Origin of the sequence: Azospirillum brasilense, assembly GCF_008365405.1 — a bacterium.
Lineage (GTDB): Bacteria > Pseudomonadota > Alphaproteobacteria > Azospirillales > Azospirillaceae > Azospirillum > Azospirillum brasilense_D.
In genome coordinates this window covers 35,434-58,105 of the sequence record NZ_QOKV01000010.1, presented here as the reverse complement: position 1 = coordinate 58,105, position 22,672 = coordinate 35,434, and the positions used below count along the sequence as shown (strand labels likewise).

Genomic DNA, 22,672 nt, shown 5'->3' with positions numbered 1-22,672 from the left:
GTTGGGACAGCCCCTGGGGACAGCCTCCGGCTGCCCTCAGCCCCTGCGGTCCTCGATGGGCATCGGCACGTAGCGCAGGTCGCCGTCGCGGCTGAGCAGCATCAGCACGGTCTTGCGACCCTGGCTGCGCGCGTCGTCGACCAGACGGTTCAGATCTTCCGGTGTCTTCACCGGTTCCTGCCCGGCCTCCACGATGACGTCGCCGGCCTCGATCCCGCGCTCGCTGGCGGCGCTGGCATCGCCGACTTCGGTCACCACCACGCCGTCGACATCGGGATTGATGGAGAAGCTGTCGCGCAGGCCGGGGGTCAGTTGCGACAGGGTCAGGCCGAGGACCTGCTTGCTGTCGACCGTCGTCTCCGGACGCGGCGCCCCGCTCGACCCGGACAACGCGACCTGCTCCTGCGGCTCCAACTCGCCCACCGTCACGGTCAGGGTTTCGGCCTTGCCCTCGCGCACCAGTTCCAGCGGCACGGCGGACCCGATCTTGGTCGCCGCGACGACACGCGGCAGTTCGCGCATCTGCTCGATGGACTCGCCGTTGAAACGGGTGATGACGTCGCCTTGGCGGACGCCGCCCTTTCCGGCCGGGCCATCCGGAGACACGCTGGTCACCAGGGCGCCCGCCGGCTCCTGCATGCCCAGGCTCTCGGCGATGTCCGGAGTCACGCCCTGCACCTGGACGCCCAGCCAGCCGCGGCGCACTTGGCCATGATCGCGCAACTGTTCGATGACCGGACGTGCGATGGAGGATGGGATGGCGAAGCCGATGCCCACCGACCCGCCGGTCGGCGAATAGATGGCCGTGTTGATGCCGATCACCTCGCCGTTGAGGTTGTAGAGCGGCCCGCCGGAATTGCCGCGGTTGATCGAGGCGTCGGTCTGCAAATAGTCGTCGTACGGCCCCTGCTGGATGTCGCGCTGCCGCGCGGACAGTATTCCCGCCGTCACCGATCCGCCGAGACCGAAGGGATTGCCGATGGCGACCACCCAGTCGCCAACCCGCAGCGCCTCGCTGTCACCCCAGGGGGCGGAAACCAACGGCTTCTTGCTGTTGACCTTGAGGACCGCAAGATCGGTCGGCCCATCCACGCCGACGAGTTTCGCGGGCAGTTTCGTACCGTCGTGCATGGTGACGGAAATCTCCGCCGCCTCGGACACCACGTGGCTGTTGGTGACCACGAAGCCCGCCGGGTCGATGATGAAGCCGGACCCCAACGCCGCGGTCGGGCGCGGCGCCTGTTGCTGCTGTTGCGGCTGGCCGCGCTGGCGGTCGCGAAACTCGCGGAAGAACTCTTCAAAAGGCGAACCGGGCGGAAATCCGGGACGTTCCGGTCCGCGCGGTCCCGCCTGTGGACCGTCCTGCGGCGCCGCCTGGGTGGTGGATATGAAAACCACGGCGTCCAACTGCTTCTCGGCGAGTTCGGCGAAGGTCGGGGGAGCGTTGGGCGGCAGAGCGGACGCCAGCGGCGGTGCCGCCGGCGCCGGTGGTGCTCCACCCGCATCCTGTGCAAACGCCGGTGCCGCCAAGACGAGAAGGACAGTGACAAGACCCGCGGGCGCGGCGGACGCCGCCAATCGCGATGCGGATCCAAACGTCAATCCGGACATCAATCCGGCTTGGCGCTGGACGAAGCCGGACAAGGGCCGGAATCGATCGATGGAATGCGGCATGTAGGAAACTCCGCCAGTCGGACAGCGCGCGCCTTAGCGATGGGCGCCTCATGTCAACAGAACGCTCCGCAACGCATTCCGGACCGCCATGGTTTTTCAAACCTCTTTGCAACCGCTTCCTGTACGACCGGTTCGTGAAATACAGTTTTTAAAATTTTCGCCCGCGGATATTCCTATGCGGTCCGCGCAAGCAGCCGCCACAAGGCAATCCAGCTTTCGGACTGAGGCTCCGGCATTCCGCCTAAGCGCAATTTTTCCATGTGGCGCAAAGTTCTTCTGGCATTTTCCCAGCAAGTTCCCGATATTCATCCGTACCGACAACATCGCACGCAAAAACGGCTCCTGACGTGATGCTTGTGCACGCGCCCGCGTGCCGATGCGTCAGTAGGCGCGCGATACGGCCCAAGCAGCGTACGCATGACTCAAAATTCACTTTGGCAACCGAGCGACATAATGAACGCAGAAACCGGGTCCGAACCGGAGGCTCCGAAGAAGCGCGGACGAATCCCCCAGTCGGCATGGCCGCAGATTCTTGAGCGTTACCGTTCCGGCGCAACCCTTTCGGCAATCGCGCGTGAATTCGAATGCACGCCGAGCGCCATTTCCTACATCATCCGCAAGGCCGAGGCGGCCAGCGACAAGGATGCCCCGGTCGAAGAAGGCGCGCCCACCGAGGCCGCCGGCGACGCCACGGCGGAAGCGCCGGCCGGCGACGCGCTGGCGGAGGAACCGCCGCCCGCTCCGGTTGCCGCTCCGGACGCTCCGGCACCAGCCAAGCTGGCGCGCCGCGCCACGGCCCCAGCTCAGGCCCCCCAAAACGCGGCTCCGCCGGCAACACCGGTTGCCGCACCCCAGCCCACGCCGGTTCAGCCGTCCGCGCCGGCACAAACCGAGACGTTGCGCCTCAACCGGCCGGAGCCGCAGCCGGCTCCCCAGCCGGCCCCGGCTCAACCGGCAGCGGGCCAACCGACAGCAACGCCCGCCCAGCCCGCATCCCAGCCCGCCGTCGCGGATGGAAGCCGCCCCGCCGGCACCAACCCTCCGCCGATCGATGCCGTCGAGGCGCGTCTGCGCGACACGGCACGCGGCTGCCTGAACGCATACCGCGGTTGGCGCCAACAGCCGGGCGAAGCGTCGATCCAGACGCTGTCGGAAGCGGTGCACGAGCTGCGCAAGGCCTTGGCCCGCATCGAGATCGACATGTCGGCCAGCCGCCGCGAAGAGCAGGCGCTCCGGCCCATTCCGATCCCGGCGCACCGCACCGCACGCCGCACGCCGTAAGACCGGGCCATCAGAACGGGTCCTTCGCAACGCTGCTTGGGTTACCGAAAAGCCCCTCCCCATCGCCTGGGGAGGGGCTTTTTTCATATCCCCGATCATTCATTACAGGTCGTTCGACCTAGGACGTCCGGAGGGGTCGCCTACCTCCAACGCCACCGGAAAAAGCCCTACGGCCTTCATTGGAATAGCGGCTATAATGGTGGGAACAAGGCAATCATAAGCCGGAGGAACGCCCCATGACCTTCCGCAAGAACACCGAACTGCCCGAATCGGTGAAGCGATGCCTGCCGCCGCCCGCGCAGGATATCTACCGGTCGGCCTTCAATCACACCTGGCAGGGCTGCCGGTCACCGGAGGCTCGCCACGCCATGCAGCGCGAGTTGTTGGCCCATAAGGTCGCCTGGGCCGCGGTGCGGCGGCGTTACGAACCGGACGGCAGCGGGTGGCGCCCCAAACATTGAGGCGTCACGGTTCCGTTTGGGCTCGTCACCCCTGGGCGCGCCGCATGCGCCGTCACTCCTTCTCGACCACGGTGAAGCTGCTGAGGTCGCCCTTGGTCCGTTCCTCGGACGGCAGTCGCCCTTGAACGATGTAACAAATGTTTTCGGCCACGTTCGTGGCGTGGTCCCCGGCCCGCTCGATGGCCTTCGCCACGAACAGCAGGTGGGTGCAGCCGGTGATCTGCGCCGGCGACTCCATCATATAGGTCAGAAACTCGCGGAACAGGCTGGTGTAGGCCGCATCCACCTGCCCATCCCGGTTGCGGACGGCCATCGCGCGCTCGGCATCCTGACCGTCATAGGCCGCAATCACGTCGCGGATCATGCCGAGCACCGTCTCGCCCATCCATGACAGCGACGCGACGGGCGGTTCCACCGGCAGATCCGCCAGGGTGACCGCGCGCTTGGCGACCGAACTCGCGAAATCGCCCATGCGCTCCAGATTCGAGGCGATCTTGAGCGCCGACACGACGTCGCGCAGATCCTTCGCCATCGGCTGACGCAGGGCCAGCAACCGCACGCACAACGCTTCCAGTTCAAGTTCCAGCCGGTCGATCTCGGCGTCGGCCTCGATCACCCGTGCAGCCTTGCCGGCGTCCCGCTCCGCGATGGCCTCAAGCGCGACGGCGAACTGCTCCTCCACCAGCCGTCCCATGGTCACGATGATCTGGTGCAGGCGCGCCAGTTCCGCGTCGAACGCCGCCACCGTATGTCCGCCGGTCATTCCGAACCCCCTCCCTTTGTCGCTTCGCCACACAGCACCGGTCCATCGTTGCATCGCGCCCGGCAGCGGAACAGCATGTTAACAAATAAACCAGATTATCCTATGACACTGCTAACGCGCTGGAGTAACCGCGCCCATCCCCCTGCGCCGTGCCGGGAACGGGCCGATTGTCGGACGGGGTCATGACGCCACATGAGTTGGTCGCCGTGCTGGAAAAGCACGAGCGTTGGCTGAAGAACCGGTCGGGCGGCAATCGCGCCAACCTGACCATGACCAACCTGGAGGGATCGAATCTCGCCGGGGTGGAACTGACGCAGGGCAAACTGTCCGGGGCCAACATGGCCCATTGCGACCTGTCCAACGCGAATCTCAGCCACGCCGACCTGTTCGCCGCCCATCTGACCAAGGCCGACCTGACCGGCTGCAACCTTTACCGGGCGGATCTGCGCGGCGCCCACATGCGCGGCGCCAAGTTGAAGCGGGCGATCCTGAAGGAAGCCGACCTGCGCGGCGGCGCGCTGCTGTATGGCGGGAACGGCGCCAACGGCAGCAAGGGCCTGGACTTCGTTCGCTCGGACCTGTCCGGCAGCGACATGGACGACGCGATGATGTCGAACGCCAACCTGTCCGGCGCCGACCTGACCGACGTGTCGATGAACGGGGCGGATTGCGAAGGCGCGCTGATGGCGGGAGCGACGCTGATGCGCTCCACCATGAAGAACTGCAACCTTGCCCGCGCCGACCTGCGCGGCTGCAACCTGTCCGGCGTCAACCTGCAGGGCGCCATCCTGCGCGACGCCAACCTGAACGGCGCGGTGCTGGCCGGCGCCAACCTGCGCAACGCCGACCTCCAGGGCGCGAAGATGGAGGGGGCGGACCTTGCCGGGGCGGACACCACCGGCGCCAACATGGCGCGCTCCGCCGAGAATTTCTCGATTCAGATCCAGGAAGCGCTTCACAATCACTACACCTGGATCAACACCAACGGCGCCATGGGATCGCGCGCCGACCTCAGCGGAGCGGACCTGTCGCACATCGACCTTCACGGCGTGAATCTGTCCGGCGCGAACCTGCGCGGTGTGCGGCTGGTCGGCGCCAAGATGCGCGATTCGCTGCTCATCATGTGCGACATCTCCGCCGCCGACCTGACCGACAGCGACTTCAGCGGCGCCATCCTCGACGGGGCGACGCTTCGCGGCACCAACCTGTCCGGCGCCCGCTTCGATGGGGCGGGCATTGGCTGGGTCGACATAAAGGGTCCGGACGGCCGACCGACCGGGCGGCTCTGGGCGGCCAATCTGACCGGCAGCAACTTCACCGGAGCGTCCTGCATCCGCACCAACATGCGCGGGGCTAATCTGGCGGGCTGCGACTTCTCCAGCGCCGACCTGACCGGGGCTATACTCAGCGACGCGAACATCCGCGACGCACGCTTCACCGGCGCCAACCTGACCGGGGCCAGCCTGCCGCCCCCTCCCGATCCGGACGACTGACCGGAACGATCGGCGCGGGATTCGTTTGGTTGCCGCGCCCCCTACCCCAGATCGTCGTCCCCGCCGACGGGCGGCAATCCGCCAAGATTGGCGGCCACCCGGCGCAGCACGCTGACGGTCAGTTCCAGTTCGCTCGGCGAGATGTCCTGGGTGGCGGCTTCCTCGATTTCCTCCGCTCCCGGCAGGATGTCGGCCCGCAACGCCTTGCCCTTCGGCGTCAGGTAGATGTTCACCTTGCGGCGATCGTGGGGGTTGCGCACCCGCTGGACGAGATCGCAGCGTTCCAGATTGTTCAGCGCCGTTACCGTGGTGGGTTCCATCATGCCGACGCGCTGGCTCAATTCGCGCTGGGTCAGCCCGTCCTCCTCCCATAGGGCACGAAGAAAATACCATTGCCCCATGCTGACGCCGTGGTCGGCGATGCGGATCTGCAGCGCACGCGCGATGGCGCGATGCACCTCCCGCACGGCGCGCGGCAAGGTCATGACAAACGGGGGGAGCGCGTCGGCATCCTCCCCTTGCGGCTCAGCGACGATGGGTTCCTGTCTCTTGAAACGCCCAACCATGACGACGATCTCTCGGCAGGCGTCCGTCAGGCCGTGGTGCGGTGCAGCGGACGAAATCAACTTGCCCGATCATACCGTCTCTCGGAAAAATCGCAAAGCGTTTGCGGATTAAAATTTCTTGTACCTGAAATAATATATCACATAACCATCCCGAGATCTCTCGGGGAGATTTTCATATTTATGCGTATGACTTTCAAGTTCTGCACCGACATCGGACAAGGGCGGGGAATTGCCCGGCCTGGAAACGTGGACGAATCTGAAACGTTTGTGACAGGGCGGCGATGGGGTTGCGCGCCCAGCCGTCCGCCCATTAACACGGCACAGCACACGCAAGAGCACAGGAGCACCAGCTTATGCGCCCCACCACCGAACGCACCGTCACCGTTGCGGCGACCCAGATGGCCTGCGGTTGGGACCGCGACGCCAATGTGAACGGCGTCGAGCGCCTCGTGCGCGAAGCGGCGGCGCGCGGCGCTCAGATCATCCTGCCGCAGGAACTGTTCGAAACGCCCTATTTCTGCAAGGACCAGAAGCAGGACCTGTTCGCCCTCGCCCACCCGGTCCAGGATCACCCGGTGATCGCTCGGATGAGCGCGCTCGCCCGCGAACTCTCCGTGGTCATTCCCACCAGCTTCTTCGAGCGGGCGCGGAACGCCTATTACAATTCCCTGGCGATGATCGACGCGGACGGCACGGTCCTTGGCGTCTACCGCAAGTCCCACATCCCGGATGGCCCCGGCTACCAGGAAAAATACTATTTCAACCCTGGCGACACCGGCTTTCAGGTCTACGAGACCCGCTACGCCGCCATCGGCTGCGCGATCTGCTGGGACCAGTGGTTCCCGGAATCGGCCCGCGCCATGGCACTGAAGGGGGCGGAGATCCTGTTCTACCCCACTGCCATCGGGTCCGAGCCGCAGGACGGTTCGCTGGACAGCCAAGCCCACTGGACGCGGGTCATGCAGGGCCATGCCGGAGCCAACCTGATGCCGCTGGTCGCCTCCAACCGCATCGGGCGGGAAGAGGGAGACACCTGCGGGATCACCTTCTATGGCTCCTCCTTCATCGCCGGGCCGACCGGAGAATTGGTCGCGCAGGCCGACCGCGACAGCGAGACGGTCCTGACCGCCAGCTTCGACCTCGACCGCATCGCCGCCCAGCGCGCGTCCTGGGGCATTTTCCGCGACCGCCGGCCGGAACTTTACGGCCCGCTGCTGACCCTCGACGGCGAGTCCCCCGTCCGCCGCTGAAGCCCCGGAACCGGACCGTCCGGCATCAGACCATGATGCCGGCGGTGCCGGTCCGCCGGCCGATGCCGAAGGCCGACGCATAAGCCGCCGCGCCGCGCGCCGCGAGCGCCGGCGCGGCGGAATCGCTTGGCGACGCGCCGTCCTCTCCAGCGTCCTTCCCATCGGATGAACCGCCGCTCCGTGCGCCCGGCTCTGAACCCTTCCTCTGCAACTCCTGCTGCGCCTGCATCTTGGCGGCATCGGCCTGCTGGGCGACGCGAAGGTCCTGGGCCGAGGGGTCGGACGGCGCCAAGGCCGCCGCCTTGACCGTGTCCATCTTGCGGACGGTGGCTTCGGGGTCGCTCTCCGCGCCGACGTCCACCTGCACTTCGCCGGCGGTTGCGTAGTTTTTGCCGTCCGGGCCACGGGTGAAGGTGAAGGAAGCTCCACCCGCGTGAGGGCCGCCCGCCGCCTGATGCGCCGCCTCGTGCTGGCGGACACTGGCATCGATGCGTCTGAGTTCCTGAACCTGCCGCTGCTGATCGTCGGTCAGCGTTCCCGGCTGTTCGGCGGCCTGAGCGCTGTCCGGGGCCCGGTCACGCGCCGCCTGGCCGTACCGCCGAAGCGGCACACCATAAACGCCACGGGTCGATACACCGGCAACCATGGCCGCGGCTCCTGCGCGTTCCACGCGATGACCGTCAGTCTACACGCAGCATGGCGGCGCGGCAACGCAGCTTGGCCGTTGCCTTTTCCGGGTTATGCACGCATTAGTATTCATTGCATCAGACTTTGACGGCCAATACGGAACCTGACCACGGTGCCAGCACCATCGATGTGTGACTCCGCGCGCAGAATTCTCGCCCTTTTGGTGCCGATGGCGGCACTGATGGCCTGGGCGCTCGCCGTGTCCGCCGCGGAGCCGGCATCTCCGGTGCTGCACGCGCGCAATACGGCGCCATCCTCCCAGGCGATCCCGCCGCCTCGCGGCGGCACCACCCGTCCCGCTCCCGCCTCGGACTCCCCGTCACCGATCGAGGCCGCCTACAGCGAGCGGGCGGGCTCCGTCCTCCTTCAGTTCGGCTACGACCAGTTCGGCCAGGACCCGCCACGGCGCGACGGATCGGGCGGCGTGCAGGCGGACTATACGCTGGGTCCGGGCGACGAGCTTCTGGTGTCCCTGCGCGGCCAGAAATCCATCAGCAAGCGCCACCTCATCGACGGGGCGGGGCTGCTGACCGTCGACGACGTGCGGCCCGTCGTGGCCCAGGGACTGACCCTGGCGGAACTGCGCGCCCAGTTGGCCGACGCCGTGACGGCCTCCTTTCCGAACACTGAGGTGTATGTCTCAGTGACGGAAATCCGGCGGATCGGCGTCCTGGTGACCGGCGCCGTGGCGCGTCCAGGCCGTCAGGAGATCGGTGCCTTCGCCACGCTGATCGACGCGTTGACCGCCGCCGGCGGTGTCACCCGCGGCGGCTCGCTCCGCCGCATCCGCCTGTTTCATGCGCACGCGGCGGCAAACGCCCCGGCGACCGGGTTGCCCATCGACCTTTACGACCTGTTCATGACCGGGGACGGCGCGAACGCGGGCATTCGGTTGCGCGACGGCGACCGCGTCTTCGTGCCGCCGCTCGGCCCCACGGTGGCGCTGGCCGGGTCGCTGAAACGTCCCGGCGTCTATGAGCTTCCACCCGGCGAGGACCGTCTGCCGATCGCCGTGGCGCGGGAGATGGCCGGGGGTCTTCTGCGGCCCGGTGCGCATCGGGTGCTTCGCTACGCCATCGGTCCGAACGGCGAGGAGCGGGCGGAGGAGCTGTCCGACGCGGACACCGCCCAACTGGGCGACGGCGACCTGCTGCTGCTGGCGCCCCGCCGGGAGGACCGGCGCGGCGATCTGCGGCTGGACGGCCATGTCCTGCGCCCCGGCGCCCGGGCGCTGGAGCGGACCCCGACCATCGGGGCTCTGGTTTCAACGGCCGATCTGGGGGCGGCGCCCTATCTTCCCTTCGCGGTGCTCGCCTCCATTCATCCGGACAACCGCTCACGCATCCTGCAACCGATCGACTTGGGGGCCGTGCTCGCCGGCCGTGACCGCCGCCCCCTTGCCGAAAACGACGTTCTTTACGTGCTGGGCGCCGACGATGTGGACTTCCTGACCTCCGAACCGGTGCTGGAGCTTCTGCGCGGGGCGCGCGAGCCGGCACAGGACGCGTGCCGCGGCCTGATGGTCCTTGCCCGCGCCCTGACGGCCCAGCCGGACGGACCGCTCGCCCACGGCCCCCAGGCACAGGCGGCGGCGCGGCTGACCGGCGGACGCACCCCCTGCCCGCCCCTGTTCGAAGCCGTTCCCGACCTGCTCGTCTTTGCGCTGGAGCATTCCACCCTGCTGATGGGCGGTGTCCCCCGCCCCGGTTTCTACCCCTCCACCGGGCGGGGCAGCGCTGCGGAGCTGGCGCTTGCCGCGGGCGGGCCGGAGTCCGGCGCTCACGCGCCCGCCTTCGGCGGAGCATCGCAACACCGTCCGGCGGCGGCAGGGACCATCGTGGAACCCGACGATCCCGTCTACGAGCTGACCGGCCACGCCCGCCGCCCCGGCGTCCGTCCGCTGGCCGGGGGTTCCACGCTGCGCGACGCGCTGACCGGCGGCGATGCGCTGAAACGGGACGTCTATCCCCTATTGGGCGTGATCGAGCGCTTCGACCGCCGCACCCTCGCCCATCGTCTGATTCCCTTCTCGCCGCAGGAGGTGGCGTCCGGACAGGCCAACCGCGCGCTCTCCGACGGCGATCGGGTGCGCCTGCTCTCCACCGCCGAGGTCCGTTCGCTGGCGAGGTCCCCGGACAAGGAACGCAAGTCTGGGACGCCACCGACCGACACCGGACCGCCGGACGCCGAACCATCCGACACCGAACCGCCGCTCCCCGGCGACATCGCGGAACTGGTGAGGGAACGCGGGGTGCAGGTGCGGGGCGCCGTGCGAACCCCCGGCACCTATCCCGTGGCGGAGATGGCGACCGTCGAGGCCCTTTTGGCAACCGCCGGCGGCCTCGCCGCGACCGCCGATCTCGCCAGCCTGGAGGTCACCACCGCCACCGGCCAGCGCCGCCGCCTGGACCTCAACGACGGCGCGTCGGCCCGGACGGCGTTGCGTCCGGGCGACAGCCTGCGCGTCAACCCCAAACCCCAGGCGTTGGAGGCGCGGGCCGTCACCATTTCCGGCGCGGTGCGCCGTCCCGGCGCTTACGATGTCGCACGCGGCGAGACGCTGTCGTCGCTGATCGACCGGGCTGGCGGCCTGACGGAGGAAGCCTATCCCGCCGGGACCAGCTTCCTGCGCGACAGCGAGCGCAAGCGCGAGCGCGCCTGGTTCGACCAGCAGGCCCGCGACCTGGAGCGCTGGATGGTGCAGGAGGTCGAGAAGGGCGAGGCCGCGCGCTCGGACGTGGTCGGGCTGGCCCGGCAGCTCGCGACCCAGCTGCGCGGCGTGGAACCGCTGGGCCGCATCGTCGTCGAGGCCGATCCCCTGGTTCTGCGCCAGCGACCGGAACTGGACGTGCTGCTGGAGCCGGACGACCGCATCCTGATTCCGAAACGTCCCCTCACCGTGACCGTGACCGGCGAGGTGCTTCATCCGACCGCCGCGCAGTTCGTCAGCGGCAAGACCGCCGAAGCCTATCTCCGGGAGGCGGGCGGTGCGAGCCGCAACGCCGACGACGCCCGCATCTTCCTGGTTCTGCCGGACGGGCGGGCGCAGCCGCTGTCCCTCTCCTCTTGGAACCACACCGTCACGGCGATCCCGCCGGGCTCGTCCATCGTGGTGCCGCGCGACCCGAAGCCGTTCGATCTGATGGAGTTTTCCAAGAACATGGGCACCATCCTCGGCCAACTCGCCATCTCGGCGGCGGCCATCGCGGTGATCTCCGAGTGACGGGTAAAGCGGGACAGGTCCGGTTGGCCGTGGTCACCGTGGTCCGCGACGACCTGCCCGGCCTGCTCGCCACCCGCGCCAGTCTGCGTGCCCAGACCGTGGCGGCCTACGACTGGTTCGTGGCGGATGGTGCTTCCACCGACGGGACAGCCGCATGGTTGGCCCGCCAGGGGGACGAGGCGGCTTGGTGGCGCTCGTCGCCCGACCGCGGCCTGTACGACGCCATGAACGTCGCGCTGGATGCCGTTGCCGAACGGTCATTCTCCTGCGGCCCTCCGTGCAGCCACGTCCTGTTCCTCAACGCCGGCGACCGGCTGGCCGATGACCGGGTTCTGGAGCGGCTTCTTCCCATCCTGGCCGCGCGTCCGGACGCCGGCCTGTTCTACGGGGATGCGCTGGAAGAGCTTCCCGGCGGGCGGCTGATTTTGAAGCCGGCGCGCTCGCACCGCCGCGCCCTGCTGGGCATGTTCACGCATCACCAAGCCATGGTCTACCGGCTGGCGGTCTTGTCCAACGTCCGATTCGATCTGCGCCACGCGCTGGCCGCCGACTATGCGTTCACCTTGACCGTCCTCAAGCAAGGGGACCCGGCCCACCGATTGCCACTTGCGGTATGCATTTTCGCCCCTGGCGGGCGGTCCCAGCAGGACCCGGCGCGCGGCCGGCGGGAGCAGGCGATCATCCGCCGCGAGCTGCTTGGGCTGGGCCGGACGGCCAACGCAACATTATGGGGATTACAATGGCTTGCTCTTACCCTGCGCCAGACAATTCCATGGCTTTATGCGAAATATCGTTTCTCAGCAAATGAACGATCGTTTCTTTCATAAGCTTTGTCGACTGTTCCACGCATCTAGCTATTGATGCGCACGAAAAGTTGCATAGAATTTACTTTCTGACCTAACCAATTTCCCTGGTGGCGCGAACCACCTCCATACTGAGGGTCTATTATGAGTGCCACGAAATCCAAGCTATCACCCGCCCACACGCTGTCACGCCGTGGCGAGGGGCCAAACCCGATCGACATTCATGTCGGCGCCCGGCTGCGCCTGCGCCGGACCCTGCTCGGCCTGAGCCAGGAGAAGCTGGGCGAGGCGGTCGGCATCACCTTCCAGCAGCTCCAGAAGTACGAGCGCGGGTCCAACCGCATCAGCGCCAGCCGCCTCTTCAACCTGTCGCAGGTCCTGGGCGTCCCGGTCAGCTACTTCTTCGAGGACATGCCGTCGCCGGAGCACATCGCCACCCCGTCGCCCGACCTTCCGCCGTCCGAAACGGAGGAGTTCGAGTCGATGGCCCGCCGCGAGACCCTGGAACTGGTTCGCGCCTACTACCGGATCGAAGATTCCTCCGTGCGCAAGCGCACCTTCGACCTCCTCAAGGCGCTGGGCGGCGAGCGCGCTCTGGACGAGGCGGTGTAAGGCACGGCACCATCGACCGACCCTCAGTCATCGGTGGACGCGGGAGGTTTGGCACGCCGCCTCGCGTCCGCGATCTTCACGCCGATCTGCCAGTAGTAGAAGGCCCGCGCCAGAGCGTGTTGGAACCCCGGACCACCGTCCAGGAAGCCCAGGCGCCAAACATACCCATACAGAAAGACCAGGAGCGGACGGGCCGGCACCACGCCGAACCACGTCTTGAGCCATCGGCGCGCTCTGGATTCCCGAGCGATCAGATCCTTCATCCTCCCATCAGACCGCAGTGCCGCCTCCCAGTCGGCGTAACGGGCGTGTCGGTCGAACCACGTCGCGACCGGCTTGTCGTCCGCATGGTCCAGGCTGTGGCGCAGCCGTCCGACGGTGCCGGCGATCATCGGCTGGTAATGGCCTTCGACCTCCCACATGGTGGCAACGTCGAGGTCGGGCACGGTCGGGAAGTGCGCCTTCCTGCGGTCGAACAGGGCGAGTTTCCGGTTGCGCGCGCCGAAGCGCAGGCGCCGGCCCAGAAACACCGGATGACCATCGATGAAATACCCGGCATGCCGCGGCCCCGCGGTCATCAGCGCGGCGATCTCCTCCACCAGCGCGCCGCCGAGTCGCTCGTCCGCATCGACGAACAGAACCCAATCCTGACGAAACGGCAGTCGGTCCAGGCACCATTGCTTCTTCTTCGGGTACCGCCCGTCCCACCGGAAGGGCACGACCCGCGCCCCCGCCGCCTCGGCGATGGCCGGCGTTCCATCGGTGCTGCCGCTGTCCACCACGAAGCGTTCGGCGAAACGCTCCAACGCGGGCAGACAGCGGGGAAGGTTGGCCGCCTCGTTGCGGGTCATCACCACGACCGACACGGGGATCACGGAGCCGCCTCCCCACCCGCCCGCCACAGGCGCCGCAGACTGACGACGAGCGCCCCGGCCACCAGACCAAGCAGCGCCGCCATGGGAACGACCGTCAGAGGATTCGGCCAATCCGGGCGCTGCGCCGCGGCCGGTGGTTCGATGGCGTCCGCCGCCAGCGGCAGATCGACCTCAATCATCATGGCGATCCGCTCCTGCTCCGACAGCAGGTCGGCAAGGGCGCGGCGGTGCTCCGCCACGGTGATCCCGGCCAGACGGGCGCGGGCATGGGCGATCTGCGCGGCGCTGCGCCGGGACGCCTCCGCCCGCAGATGGGCGTCGGTCGCCTGGGCGGCGGCGGAGAGGATCCGCAACGCCATGGCGCGGTCGGGATGGCGCAGCCGCAGCCGCCGCATCGGCCCGCTGCCGACCATGTCGACGGTCAGCCGGTCCCGGAGCGCGCTCGCCACCCGCTCCGCGTCGGGTTCCACCCAATCCGACCGGCCGACGAGCGCGAGGAACAGCCGCTTGGCGGACGCCATGGGTCCGGGCGCAGGGCGCCAGCCCCCCGCCTCGTCATCCCAGCGACCGGGAAACAGGCCGCGCAGCAGCACCGGATCGGCCATCATCCGCTCCGCCACCGGGATGGAGGTGAAGAGCTGGAGGTAGCGCGCGAAATCCGAGAGGATCTCATCCCCCGGACCGGGTTCCGACGCGGCGGCAGCGGCTTCCCGGCCGATCAGAACGGGCAACCGCGCCCCCATCGCCGCCGCCCCGACGCGGGCGGTCGGCCCGATCACCATCACCGCGGTGTATTGTGGAACCACCAGCCGCAAGGCGGTCACGGATCCTGCCACGCCCAATGCCGCACCGATGAACAGGATCGGCCACCCCTCCCGCATCATCCGCAGGAACCGGCGCAACCGCAGGCCCGACTCCGCCGCCTCGGCCTCCAACGGAGAGCGGCGCAGCGGCATTCCATCAGGCATGCGGCAGGCTCCGCCCGGGCAGGACGGATGCGCCGCGCAGCCCCGTCTGGCGCAACGCGCCCGCCAACGCCGCGAATCGACGGGCCGCTGCCGTGGCGTCCCAGGCCGATGCGACGGCCAGCGCCCGCGCCCCGTGCTCCGCGCACAAGGCCGGGTCGAGGGCATAGCGACGGATCGCGCCGGCCAGTCCGGCCGCGTCGTCCGGTGCCAGCCTTTGCCCACAGCCGTCCAACATGGCCGCCGCGTCGCTGCCCGCCGGTCCCAGGAACAGGCAAGGCCGGCCAGCCGCCAACGCGCCGGCCACCTTGCTGGGCACCAGCAGCCCTTCGGCCCGCGGGTCCATGGTCGCGAGATGCAGATCCGCAGCGGACAGGCTCTCGGCCAGCCGGTCCGGCGGCTGGAGCGGCAGCAGCCGGACGTTCGGCAGCCCACGCCGCTCCACCGCCTCCGCCACGGCGGCCCGCCGCCGCCCCTCCCCGATCAGCACAATTTCGACGGTGGAATCGCTGCGGGCCAGCAGCGTCGCCGCGTCGAGCACGGCGTCCATTGGATGGGCCAGCCCCATGTTTCCCGAATAGGCCACGGTGAACCGGTTGCCCAGACCATGCTCCAGCCGGAACGGATTGTCCGCGCGCGGCACGGGCCGGATGCGCGGATCGGGCCAGTTCGGCAGGACGGTGATCCGTTCCGCCGGCACCCCCGCCGCCGCCAGCCGCCCGGCCATGCAGCGCCCGATGGCGACCACCGCGTCATGGCGGCGAAGCGCCCGGGCGCTCGCCACCTCCGTCATCCGCATCAGCGGTTCCGGCAGGCGGATGCCGAGCACCGGCAACAGCGCCGGAAACACATCCTGGCTCCAATGAATGGACGCCGCGCCATGACGGGCGGCGATCAGCGGCCCTGCGCAAGCCAGCAGCGGCGGATCGGTCATGGTGACCACAACGTCGTGCCGCGGCAGGCGCAACGCCCGTTGAATCAGACGCACCGCGGCCGCGAGATAGCCGCGGGCGGTCAACCGCGCGTCTCTGCCTCCCGCCCCCACATCCGGTGGGCGCCCTCCGCCCGTGCGGCGGACGGTGACGCCGGGCGGCGCATCGCTGGGGCCGCACCCGTCCGCGACGACGGTAACCCGCCAGCCGATCGCCGCCATCCGCTCCGCCAGATCGGACACGCAACGCCCGGTCGCCCCCCTTCTCCGGAGGAAACACTCGGTTGACGAACAGGATGGATGGAGAATCCACGAGAGAATGATCACTGCGGTGGTTTGACACGCATAAGTATGCATTTCCCTCAGCGTGTCGGCAACCGCTTCCCGCGCTCCACCGCCAGCGCGGCGAGGGTGAGCAGAAGGCCGGTGTCCAGATACTTGAAACTGGTGTGCACGCCGAGCGCCATCACCAGCGGCGCCGACACCGCCCATCCGAGCGCCGGATCGGACCGCAGGAGCGCCAGCACACGCGGAGCAAGAGCGCCCAGATAGACGATCAGCGCGCACAACCCCACCACACCGGTCTTGGCAAGTGCGTAGGTCACGAGCGTGTGGGTGTAGGACACGCGCCAGCCGCCCACCGCCGGGTTGACGAGGAGCGCCCCCCAGCCCTGCCCGAACAGGAAGGCAGCCGGGGAGGACAGGGCCTGCCCGAGCGCGGCCTCCGCCTCCTCCCACCGGGCGTTCGCCCCGGCCAGCCGGGTTTTCTCGGCCACCTGTCCCAGGGCGCCCAACAGCGCTTCGGGGAAAAGCGTCACAATCAGCAGCGCCGTTCCCGCCGCCCCCAGCACGGCCAGCGGCGCCCGGCGCAGCCACCACAGCGCCAAGGCGGCGAAGGCTGTCGCGGCAAGCCCGAGCGCCATCCGATGCACCGCCCCGGCCAGCGCCACCAGACACAGCAAGCCACTCAAAACAGCGGCCACACCGGCGACGCGCCGCAGCCACCCGCCGCGCCTCAGCATCCCGACACCGAAGGCCGGCAGCGCGATGGCGGCGAACAGGACCGACGGCGCGTTCAGCAGATAGACGCCGCCATCCGCCATCGCCCGGACGCCGACGGCGCCGAAGCCCCAGTCCACCTGCTTCCACCAACGCAACGCGAACCCCACACCGGCCACCGCCAGACCACCGGCCAGCAACCCCACCGCCCAGTCGGGGGCGGCACGCAGCAACGGCACCAGAAGCACGGGAAGGAACAGGTAAAGAAGGGGCACCACGTCGCGCACCATGTCGCCCAGCGCCCAATCCAGCCACACACCGCGCATCAGCGGGCACCACAACAACACCGCCAGAGCCAGCACCGCGGGCGTCTCCCACGGTGGCGAATCGCCTTCCAGCAACGTCTGGCCCGTCGCCACCGACAGGGGGCGCCACAGCCCTATGCCCAGAACCAACAGCGCGCCGATCATCGCCTCCGCCGGACGGACCTCCGCAGGGGCCGGCGCGCTCAGCAGACCATAGAAGACGAGCGCCAGGAACAACCCGGCGGCCCGCCACTGCGCCCCTTCCCCTTCGCCCACGCGCTCTCCGCCATCGGTCCGACTCGAACAGGCGGCAGCATTCCATGACACAGCGAAAAAGGGAACGACCGATCAGATCCGCAACGGTCAGGCGTAACGCAGCTCGGCACGGTCGAGCCGGTAGAACAATCCCTCCAAAGGATTCAGCCGCAACGTGCCGGTTATCAGCATTGGGGCCTGCGATTCACGGACCGGGATCTGGCTGTGGACGTGCAGCATCGTCGAGGGGCTGGGCCGATGACAGGCCGGACAGGAAATGGGATTGGCGGCAAGGATGAAGCGGTTGTGGGCGGGTGCGTCGCTCAGCGGCACCATGAAGCCGCGCACCGTCACCAGTTTTCCCTCCAACGCCTTGATGCGGGTCGGAAAGACCGGGTTGGCAGCCGGCCCTTCCATACGAACCTGCACCAGATCCCGCCACAGCGCCGTCGTGTCGTCCAATGGCAGATGAAACGGCCCGGCGGGGTGCGTGGGCTCGCTGGCGTTGGTGGCCCAGATCGCCCAGCCGGCCACCGGGGCCAGCGCGAGCGGCAGCAGAACCTGTCGGCGCGACGTCATGGCTGTCCTCCCCCTCGATCCTGCCCGTTTCGGTCGTTCATTCGACCGTTCATTCGATCGTTGAAGGCGCCCTTGCGGCCTTATCTCAGACCGTCGTGCTTATGGTCGAATTGTTCCCGAGCCTTCGCCCAAGGTCAACAGGCGAGCGATAGGCCATACGTAAGAGGTCGCTGTGCAGCGACTTCGGGCCTCGCTTCGCCGACCTATGGGATTGACGCGGCTTCCGGCCTATACTTTGTAAGAGCGGCAACCACCGATAAAAACCTCAACCGATAAAAACCTTACAAGCGGGAACCAACGCGGCATGCAAAAAGGGTCAGCACCGAAGGACAAGCCGGCGCATCTCCGCCTGTCCGAAGACCAGACCACCGAACTGGCCGACATGTTCCGCCTGATGAGCGACCCCAGCCGGCTGCGCATCATCCTGGCCTGCCTGGACACCTCGACCTCGGTCGGCGACATGGCGGCGGCGCTGGGCCTGTCGCCGTCCCTGGTCAGCCATCATCTCCGCCTGCTGCGGGCGGGACGGCTGATCCAGGCGGAACGGCGCGGCAACCGCGTCTTCTACCTGATCACCGACGAGCACATCCGGCGCGTCCTGTCGGACATGGTCGACCATGTGGCGGAGGAAAGCGAAGGCGACCTGGAAGCCTGAGGCGGTTCCGGTTGCGGCGGCTTCGGCCGCCACAACCCGTTGAAGCCTTTATAACAAATCCGCAATAGGATTTGACCGCCATGCCGGTTGCGCCGCATAGTTCCGTTTATGCTGCGGCGCATCAAACCGTTGTTGCACGAATGGTCTGTCGAGTGAGGCCAGGAAACCAAGGGTGTTGGCATGGAGACGTTCCGCTTCCAGCCGGGGGAAACCCCCGTCCTGCTCAGCATCCCACATGTCGGCACCGTCGTGCCGCCGGACATTGCGGCGACCATGACCGACGCCGCCCTGGCGGTGCCGGACACCGACTGGCATCTTGACCGCCTGTATCACTTCGCCCCGGCGCTGGGGGTCGGCTTCCTGAGGCCCATCGTTTCGCGCTATGTGATCGACCTGAACCGCGCTCCCGACGACGCCCCCCACTCCGGTGCCAGCAACACCGAACTCTGCCCCCTCACCACGTTCGATCACCAGCCGGTGTACAAGCGGGGGCGGGAGCCGGACGCAGCGGAGGTGCGGCGGCGCATCGACGACTATTGGCGCCCCTATCACGAACAGCTCAATGGCGAGCTTCAGGCGCTGAAGGACCGCTTCGGCGTCGCGGTGCTGTTCGACGCCCATTCCATCCGGTCGCGCGTGCCGCGTTTCTTCGATGGGCAGATCGAGGACTTCAACCTGGGCACGGTGGACGGGGCCAGCGCCTCGCCGGCGTTGGTCGGCCGGGTGATGAACGTGCTCACCGCCACCGGGCGCTTTTCCTCCGTGCAGAATGGGCGCTTCAAGGGCGGCTTCATCACCCGCCGCTACGGCAACCCCGCCGACAACATTCACTCGATCCAGCTCGAGCTGTCGCAGGTCACTTATATGGACGAGGAGGCTCCCTTCGGCTTCCGCGAGGAGGCGGCGCGTCAGGTGCGCCCGACCCTGGAGCGGCTGCTGAGCCTCGTCGTCGAATGGGCGTGGGAGAACGCCGCCGGCCGCCGGCGCAGCGCCTTCCTGTAACGGCCGGTCCGGCCCTCAGACCCAAACGCCCCGCACGTAGGGCGTCAGTTGCGTGTCCTGCATGATGATGTGGTGGACCAGCCAATCCGCCGTAAAGGTGTAGATTCGCTCGGCATTGTGGTGGGTCGGGTCCCGCGTGAAGACCGCGGACAATTCGCTCAAGGTCCGCACCGCCTCGTGATGCTGGCGGACATGCTCCTCGAACTTTGGATAATGCACGGCCTGCATAATCTTCTCTTCGCGGGCGAAGTGCTGCTGGGTGTATTCCAGCAGCTTCATGAGGATCTTTGCGACACGCACCGGCATGAAACCGCGCGCGTTCAGCGCAGCATCCAATTCGTTCAGATACTCGATCAGGTGCTTGTGATCTTCATCGATGGACGGCTGGCCGACGCTGAGCTGCCGCCTCCACGTAATGACACCCATGAACCCTCCGCACCCTGTCTTCCGCGGCCACCGGGCAGTCCCGCCGAAAGCCACCGCATTGAAGGGAAGCGCGCCGTACCTGCGCAACTGAAGATGAAGGTGCGCAATCCGTCAAAAAACCGTAAATACCAGACGCCGCGACCCTTGTTACCGCCGACTCCGCGACCGGCGGCCTTTGCCTGCATTATGGGCGCATTTTCTACAAAACGAACGCATACGATGGTCACATGGCATTTTGCCGCACCAAGACGAAGACGCGGAAAGGCAGGGGAAACTTCATGTTTCCGCCTGCCTTCACACCGGTTTTATGAAGAAGAGGCGATGATCGGCCGCCCCAACTTATCTGTGAACGGCTGCTCGGTCAGCCGACGATCGAATAGCCGCAATCCACATAGGTGGTGCTGCCGGTGATTCCCTTGGCGCCGTCCGTCGCCAGGAAGGCGGTGGTGTAGCCGACCTCTTCGATGGTGACGAGGCGCTGCTCCGGCGCGCGCTCCGCGGCCTTCTCCATCAGCTCGTCGAAATGGGCGATGCCGGAGGCGGCGCGGGTCTTGATCGGACCGGGGGAGATCGCGTGCACGCGGATGCCCTTCGGCCCCAGTTCCGCCGCCAGATAGCGCACGCTGGCTTCCAGGGCGGCCTTCACCGGACCCATGACGCCGTAATTGTCGATCACGCGGTTGGCGCCGAAATAGGACATGGTGAACAGCGAACCGCCGTCCTTCATCAGCGGCTCGGCATAGCGGGCCATGCGGATGAAGGAGTGGCAGGACACGTCCATCGCCATCTGGAAGCCCTCGCGCGAGCAATCGACGACGCGGCCGTGCAGATCGTCCTTCGGGGCGAAGGCGATGGAATGCAACGCGAAGTCCAGCTTGCCCCACTTCTGCTCGATCTTCTCGAAGATGGCCTTCAGCTCACCCTCGCCGGTGACGTCCACCGGCTCGAAGATTTCGGCCTCCAGCTGTTCAGCCAGCGGCTCGACGAAGCGCTTCGCCTTGTCGTTGAGGTAGCTGACCGCGAGATCCGCGCCCAGCGCGCGGAAGGCGCGGGCGCAGCCCCACGCGATCGACTGATCGTTGGCGATGCCGAGCACGAGGCCCTTTTTGCCTTCAAGGGTGGCGGCGGCGGGGATGATCGTGGTCATAGGCTGGCTTTCCCGGATTGCAAGGTGGCCGGATTCAGAGTGCGCCAGATCGGATCACTCGAATTGTGCAACGCACCATAATGCAATCGAAGGTCATAGGCAACTTGTTAAAGTCGCAATATATCCGACATTATCGCTTTGTTTATCCGTAACACAGCCTTCACACAGCGAAGACGCGAAGTCCGCAACGGCACTCCATGCCCCTTTCTTGCGTGTTCATGGAGAAGACCGCAACAAAGACAAAGGCCCCACCTTTCGGAGGGGCCTTTGTCACAGGACCAGAAACGATCAAACGGCGCCGGGCGTGAAGGACGGCGGATCGCTGGCCGGAAAGGACTCCATAGACGCCTCGTCCACCTTCTCTTTCTCGTCGGCATCGTCGTAGATGTCACCGGGATGTCGGGAATACCGATGGACGCCCTGTTCCACATCCTCGGCGGGGGTGCTCGCCCCGTGATGGCCGCCCCGCTCCTCCATCATCGCCTTTGCCGGGCAATAGCCCGTCAGTCCGCGAGCGACCAGAGCGCCGCCGGCCAGCGCCAGCGCCGCCCCGGCAACGGTCGGACGGCGAAGCCCGAGCACGGCGAGAAGCCCGCCCCCGACCAGCGACACCAGACGTTCGGTGTGCCCGACGTTGATCATGCGTTCGAGATCGTCCGGCAGGGCCGCGTTGCGGCTGCCCATGCCCTGTTGGCTCGTCATCGCCATCGCTGCTCTCCTCGATCTTTTTCTATAGTCACTGCTTCGGGGGTCACTGCTGCGGAGCGGGCGGCGTGGACCCGCCCTGGTGTCCGCCCTGGTCCGGCGCCGGCGCGGCGCCGGTCGAACCGGACGAGCCCGGCTGCGCCGTCCCATCGGGCTTGCGGGCCGTATCGGCCAGTGTGCGGGCCTGCGACAGCTCGCGGTTCAGCCGGTCCACCTCCTGCGAGAGACGTTGCACCTCCGACTGGAGCTGCGGCGTCCCCGCTGCACCGCCCTCCGGCATACCAACCGCAGCGAGGGCCGCACCGTCGCGCATCCAATAGGGCTGGACCCCGTAATAGGTGTGCAGCGCCATCGCCCATTGCCGGTCCGACATGTCCGGACGGTTGGAGCGGGTGAACTGGGGCGCCGCGGTCAGCCGGTCCTTGGTCACGTTCAGGACATAACCGTCGCCGGCCTGCGCCGGCTGGACCAATGCCCATGGAACAGGGAAGTTGCGCTCGCCCAGACCGAGGAAGCCGCCGGCCTCGACCACGGCGTAGGCGACGCGCCCGGTGTTCGGATCGACCACCAGTTCGGAAATGGAGCCCATTTCCTCGCCGCTGGCGTTGTGCAGCTTGGCCTTCGACAGGTCGTCGGCGGCGACCACGCGCGGATGCTCGACCGCGCGCAGCAGCGCGTCGGCCTCACCCAGGATGGTCTGGCAGGCCGGCTCGCCGCCCCGCTGCCCGGCGCGCTCGGCGGTCTGGCGCAGGGCGCGGAGTTGGCCGATCTCCTGCGGGCTGATGGAGGCGGGAGTCTGGTTGCCGGCGGCCTCCAGCGCGCCGATGCGCTGGCCCAGCCGGTTCACCCCCTCCGGGCAGGTCTCGGCGAAAGCCGGCCAAGGCCCGAGCGCCCCCGCGATCATGGCGGCGCTGAGGAGCAGGCGTTTCATCGTGGGTGCCTCCGGCTTGGTTTCCGTGCGTGTGCGTCTCACGCGGGGAAAACAGCACGGCCAAGACGGAGGTTCCGCGCCTGC

General features: G+C 67.6%; 22 protein-coding genes. 9 read left to right on the top strand and 13 right to left on the bottom strand.

Features of this window, described 5'->3' with window-relative positions:
• Positions 1–36 precede the first annotated feature (36 nt).
• Positions 37–1,611 carry a DegQ family serine endoprotease gene (locus DS837_RS16595; RefSeq protein WP_149165907.1) on the bottom strand — a complete coding sequence of 525 codons (1,575 nt, stop codon included), beginning with the start codon at positions 1,609–1,611 and terminating at the stop codon, positions 37–39.
• Positions 1,612–2,127: 516 nt separating this feature from the next.
• Here DS837_RS16595 and DS837_RS16590 point away from each other — a divergent pair.
• Together DS837_RS16590 and DS837_RS16585 are read left to right on the top strand one after the other, a co-directional pair.
• Positions 2,128–2,955, top strand: a complete 828-nt coding sequence (locus DS837_RS16590; protein ID WP_149165783.1) for a hypothetical protein — start codon at positions 2,128–2,130, stop codon at positions 2,953–2,955.
• A 236-nt stretch (positions 2,956–3,191) separates the two neighbouring features.
• Positions 3,192–3,416 carry a ChaB family protein gene (locus DS837_RS16585; RefSeq protein ID WP_149165782.1) on the top strand — a complete coding sequence of 75 codons (225 nt, stop codon included), beginning with the start codon at positions 3,192–3,194 and terminating at the stop codon, positions 3,414–3,416.
• A 52-nt stretch (positions 3,417–3,468) separates the two neighbouring features.
• Here the strand turns inward: DS837_RS16585 and phoU are convergent, their stop codons facing one another.
• On the bottom strand, positions 3,469–4,179 hold the full coding sequence (gene phoU, locus DS837_RS16580; RefSeq protein ID WP_149165781.1) for a phosphate signaling complex protein PhoU: 711 nt from the start codon (positions 4,177–4,179) through the stop codon (positions 3,469–3,471).
• A gap of 182 nt (positions 4,180–4,361) precedes the next feature.
• Here phoU and DS837_RS16575 point away from each other — a divergent pair, with 182 nt between their 5' ends.
• The gene (locus DS837_RS16575) at positions 4,362–5,672 is read left to right on the top strand and encodes a pentapeptide repeat-containing protein (RefSeq protein WP_149165780.1); all 1,311 of its coding nucleotides are present in this window, start codon (positions 4,362–4,364) and stop codon (positions 5,670–5,672) included.
• 41 nt (positions 5,673–5,713) lie between these two features.
• Here DS837_RS16575 and DS837_RS16570 read toward each other — a convergent pair whose 3' ends face one another.
• The gene (locus DS837_RS16570) at positions 5,714–6,157 is read right to left on the bottom strand and encodes a MarR family winged helix-turn-helix transcriptional regulator (RefSeq protein ID WP_247889976.1); all 444 of its coding nucleotides are present in this window, start codon (positions 6,155–6,157) and stop codon (positions 5,714–5,716) included.
• 434 nt (positions 6,158–6,591) lie between these two features.
• Between DS837_RS16570 and aguB the strand changes: the two genes are divergently transcribed.
• Positions 6,592–7,488: an N-carbamoylputrescine amidase gene (gene aguB / locus DS837_RS16565; RefSeq protein ID WP_149165778.1), complete on the top strand. Its 897-nt coding sequence runs from the start codon at positions 6,592–6,594 to the stop codon at positions 7,486–7,488.
• A 25-nt stretch (positions 7,489–7,513) separates the two neighbouring features.
• Here aguB and DS837_RS16560 read toward each other — a convergent pair whose 3' ends face one another.
• Positions 7,514–8,134 (bottom strand): putative metalloprotease CJM1_0395 family protein, encoded by a 621-nt coding sequence (locus DS837_RS16560; RefSeq protein WP_149165777.1) that lies wholly within the window; start codon positions 8,132–8,134, stop codon positions 7,514–7,516.
• A 210-nt stretch (positions 8,135–8,344) separates the two neighbouring features.
• Here DS837_RS16560 and DS837_RS16555 point away from each other — a divergent pair, with 210 nt between their 5' ends.
• The 3 genes from DS837_RS16555 to DS837_RS16545 all read left to right on the top strand — a co-directional run bounded on the left by DS837_RS16555 (position 8,345) and on the right by DS837_RS16545 (position 12,813).
• On the top strand, positions 8,345–11,398 hold the full coding sequence (locus DS837_RS16555) for an SLBB domain-containing protein (RefSeq protein WP_247889975.1): 3,054 nt from the start codon (positions 8,345–8,347) through the stop codon (positions 11,396–11,398).
• A gap of 29 nt (positions 11,399–11,427) precedes the next feature.
• The gene (locus tag DS837_RS16550) at positions 11,428–12,225 is read left to right on the top strand and encodes a glycosyltransferase family protein (RefSeq protein WP_247889988.1); all 798 of its coding nucleotides are present in this window, start codon (positions 11,428–11,430) and stop codon (positions 12,223–12,225) included.
• Positions 12,226–12,345: 120 nt separating this feature from the next.
• On the top strand, positions 12,346–12,813 hold the full coding sequence (locus tag DS837_RS16545) for a helix-turn-helix domain-containing protein (protein ID WP_145626568.1): 468 nt from the start codon (positions 12,346–12,348) through the stop codon (positions 12,811–12,813).
• A gap of 23 nt (positions 12,814–12,836) precedes the next feature.
• Here DS837_RS16545 and DS837_RS16540 read toward each other — a convergent pair whose 3' ends face one another.
• From DS837_RS16540 to DS837_RS16520, 5 genes are all read right to left on the bottom strand, one after another.
• Entirely contained in the window at positions 12,837–13,664 is an 828-nt protein-coding gene (locus DS837_RS16540) for a glycosyltransferase family 2 protein (RefSeq protein ID WP_247889974.1), read from the bottom strand.
• Between the two features lie 20 nt (positions 13,665–13,684).
• Positions 13,685–14,656: a hypothetical protein gene (locus DS837_RS16535; RefSeq protein WP_247889973.1), complete on the bottom strand. Its 972-nt coding sequence runs from the start codon at positions 14,654–14,656 to the stop codon at positions 13,685–13,687.
• Positions 14,649–15,827 carry a glycosyltransferase family 4 protein gene (locus DS837_RS16530; protein ID WP_247889972.1) on the bottom strand — a complete coding sequence of 393 codons (1,179 nt, stop codon included), beginning with the start codon at positions 15,825–15,827 and terminating at the stop codon, positions 14,649–14,651. The genes DS837_RS16535 and DS837_RS16530 overlap by 8 nt, the downstream gene beginning before the upstream one ends.
• 119 nt (positions 15,828–15,946) lie before the next feature.
• Positions 15,947–17,164 (bottom strand): hypothetical protein, encoded by a 1,218-nt coding sequence (locus DS837_RS16525; RefSeq protein ID WP_149165773.1) that lies wholly within the window; start codon positions 17,162–17,164, stop codon positions 15,947–15,949.
• A gap of 87 nt (positions 17,165–17,251) precedes the next feature.
• Positions 17,252–17,722, bottom strand: a complete 471-nt coding sequence (locus tag DS837_RS16520; protein WP_149165772.1) for a DUF3299 domain-containing protein — start codon at positions 17,720–17,722, stop codon at positions 17,252–17,254.
• Positions 17,723–18,026: 304 nt separating this feature from the next.
• Here DS837_RS16520 and DS837_RS16515 point away from each other — a divergent pair, with 304 nt between their 5' ends.
• Positions 18,027–18,377, top strand: a complete 351-nt coding sequence (locus DS837_RS16515) for an ArsR/SmtB family transcription factor (protein ID WP_014240322.1) — start codon at positions 18,027–18,029, stop codon at positions 18,375–18,377.
• Positions 18,378–18,557: 180 nt separating this feature from the next.
• Positions 18,558–19,379 (top strand): N-formylglutamate deformylase, encoded by an 822-nt coding sequence (gene hutG / locus DS837_RS16510; RefSeq protein WP_149165771.1) that lies wholly within the window; start codon positions 18,558–18,560, stop codon positions 19,377–19,379.
• Positions 19,380–19,394: 15 nt separating this feature from the next.
• Here hutG and DS837_RS16505 read toward each other — a convergent pair whose 3' ends face one another.
• The 4 genes from DS837_RS16505 to DS837_RS16490 form a co-directional block, all read right to left on the bottom strand.
• The gene (locus DS837_RS16505) at positions 19,395–19,805 is read right to left on the bottom strand and encodes a bacteriohemerythrin (protein WP_149165770.1); all 411 of its coding nucleotides are present in this window, start codon (positions 19,803–19,805) and stop codon (positions 19,395–19,397) included.
• A 361-nt stretch (positions 19,806–20,166) separates the two neighbouring features.
• Positions 20,167–20,952, bottom strand: a complete 786-nt coding sequence (fabI, locus tag DS837_RS16500) for an enoyl-ACP reductase FabI (protein ID WP_149165769.1) — start codon at positions 20,950–20,952, stop codon at positions 20,167–20,169.
• 288 nt (positions 20,953–21,240) lie between these two features.
• Positions 21,241–21,660: a YgaP-like transmembrane domain gene (locus DS837_RS16495; RefSeq protein WP_149165768.1), complete on the bottom strand. Its 420-nt coding sequence runs from the start codon at positions 21,658–21,660 to the stop codon at positions 21,241–21,243.
• Positions 21,661–21,703: 43 nt separating this feature from the next.
• The gene (locus DS837_RS16490; protein ID WP_149165767.1) at positions 21,704–22,588 is read right to left on the bottom strand and encodes a PRC-barrel domain-containing protein; all 885 of its coding nucleotides are present in this window, start codon (positions 22,586–22,588) and stop codon (positions 21,704–21,706) included.
• Positions 22,589–22,672 lie beyond the last annotated feature (84 nt).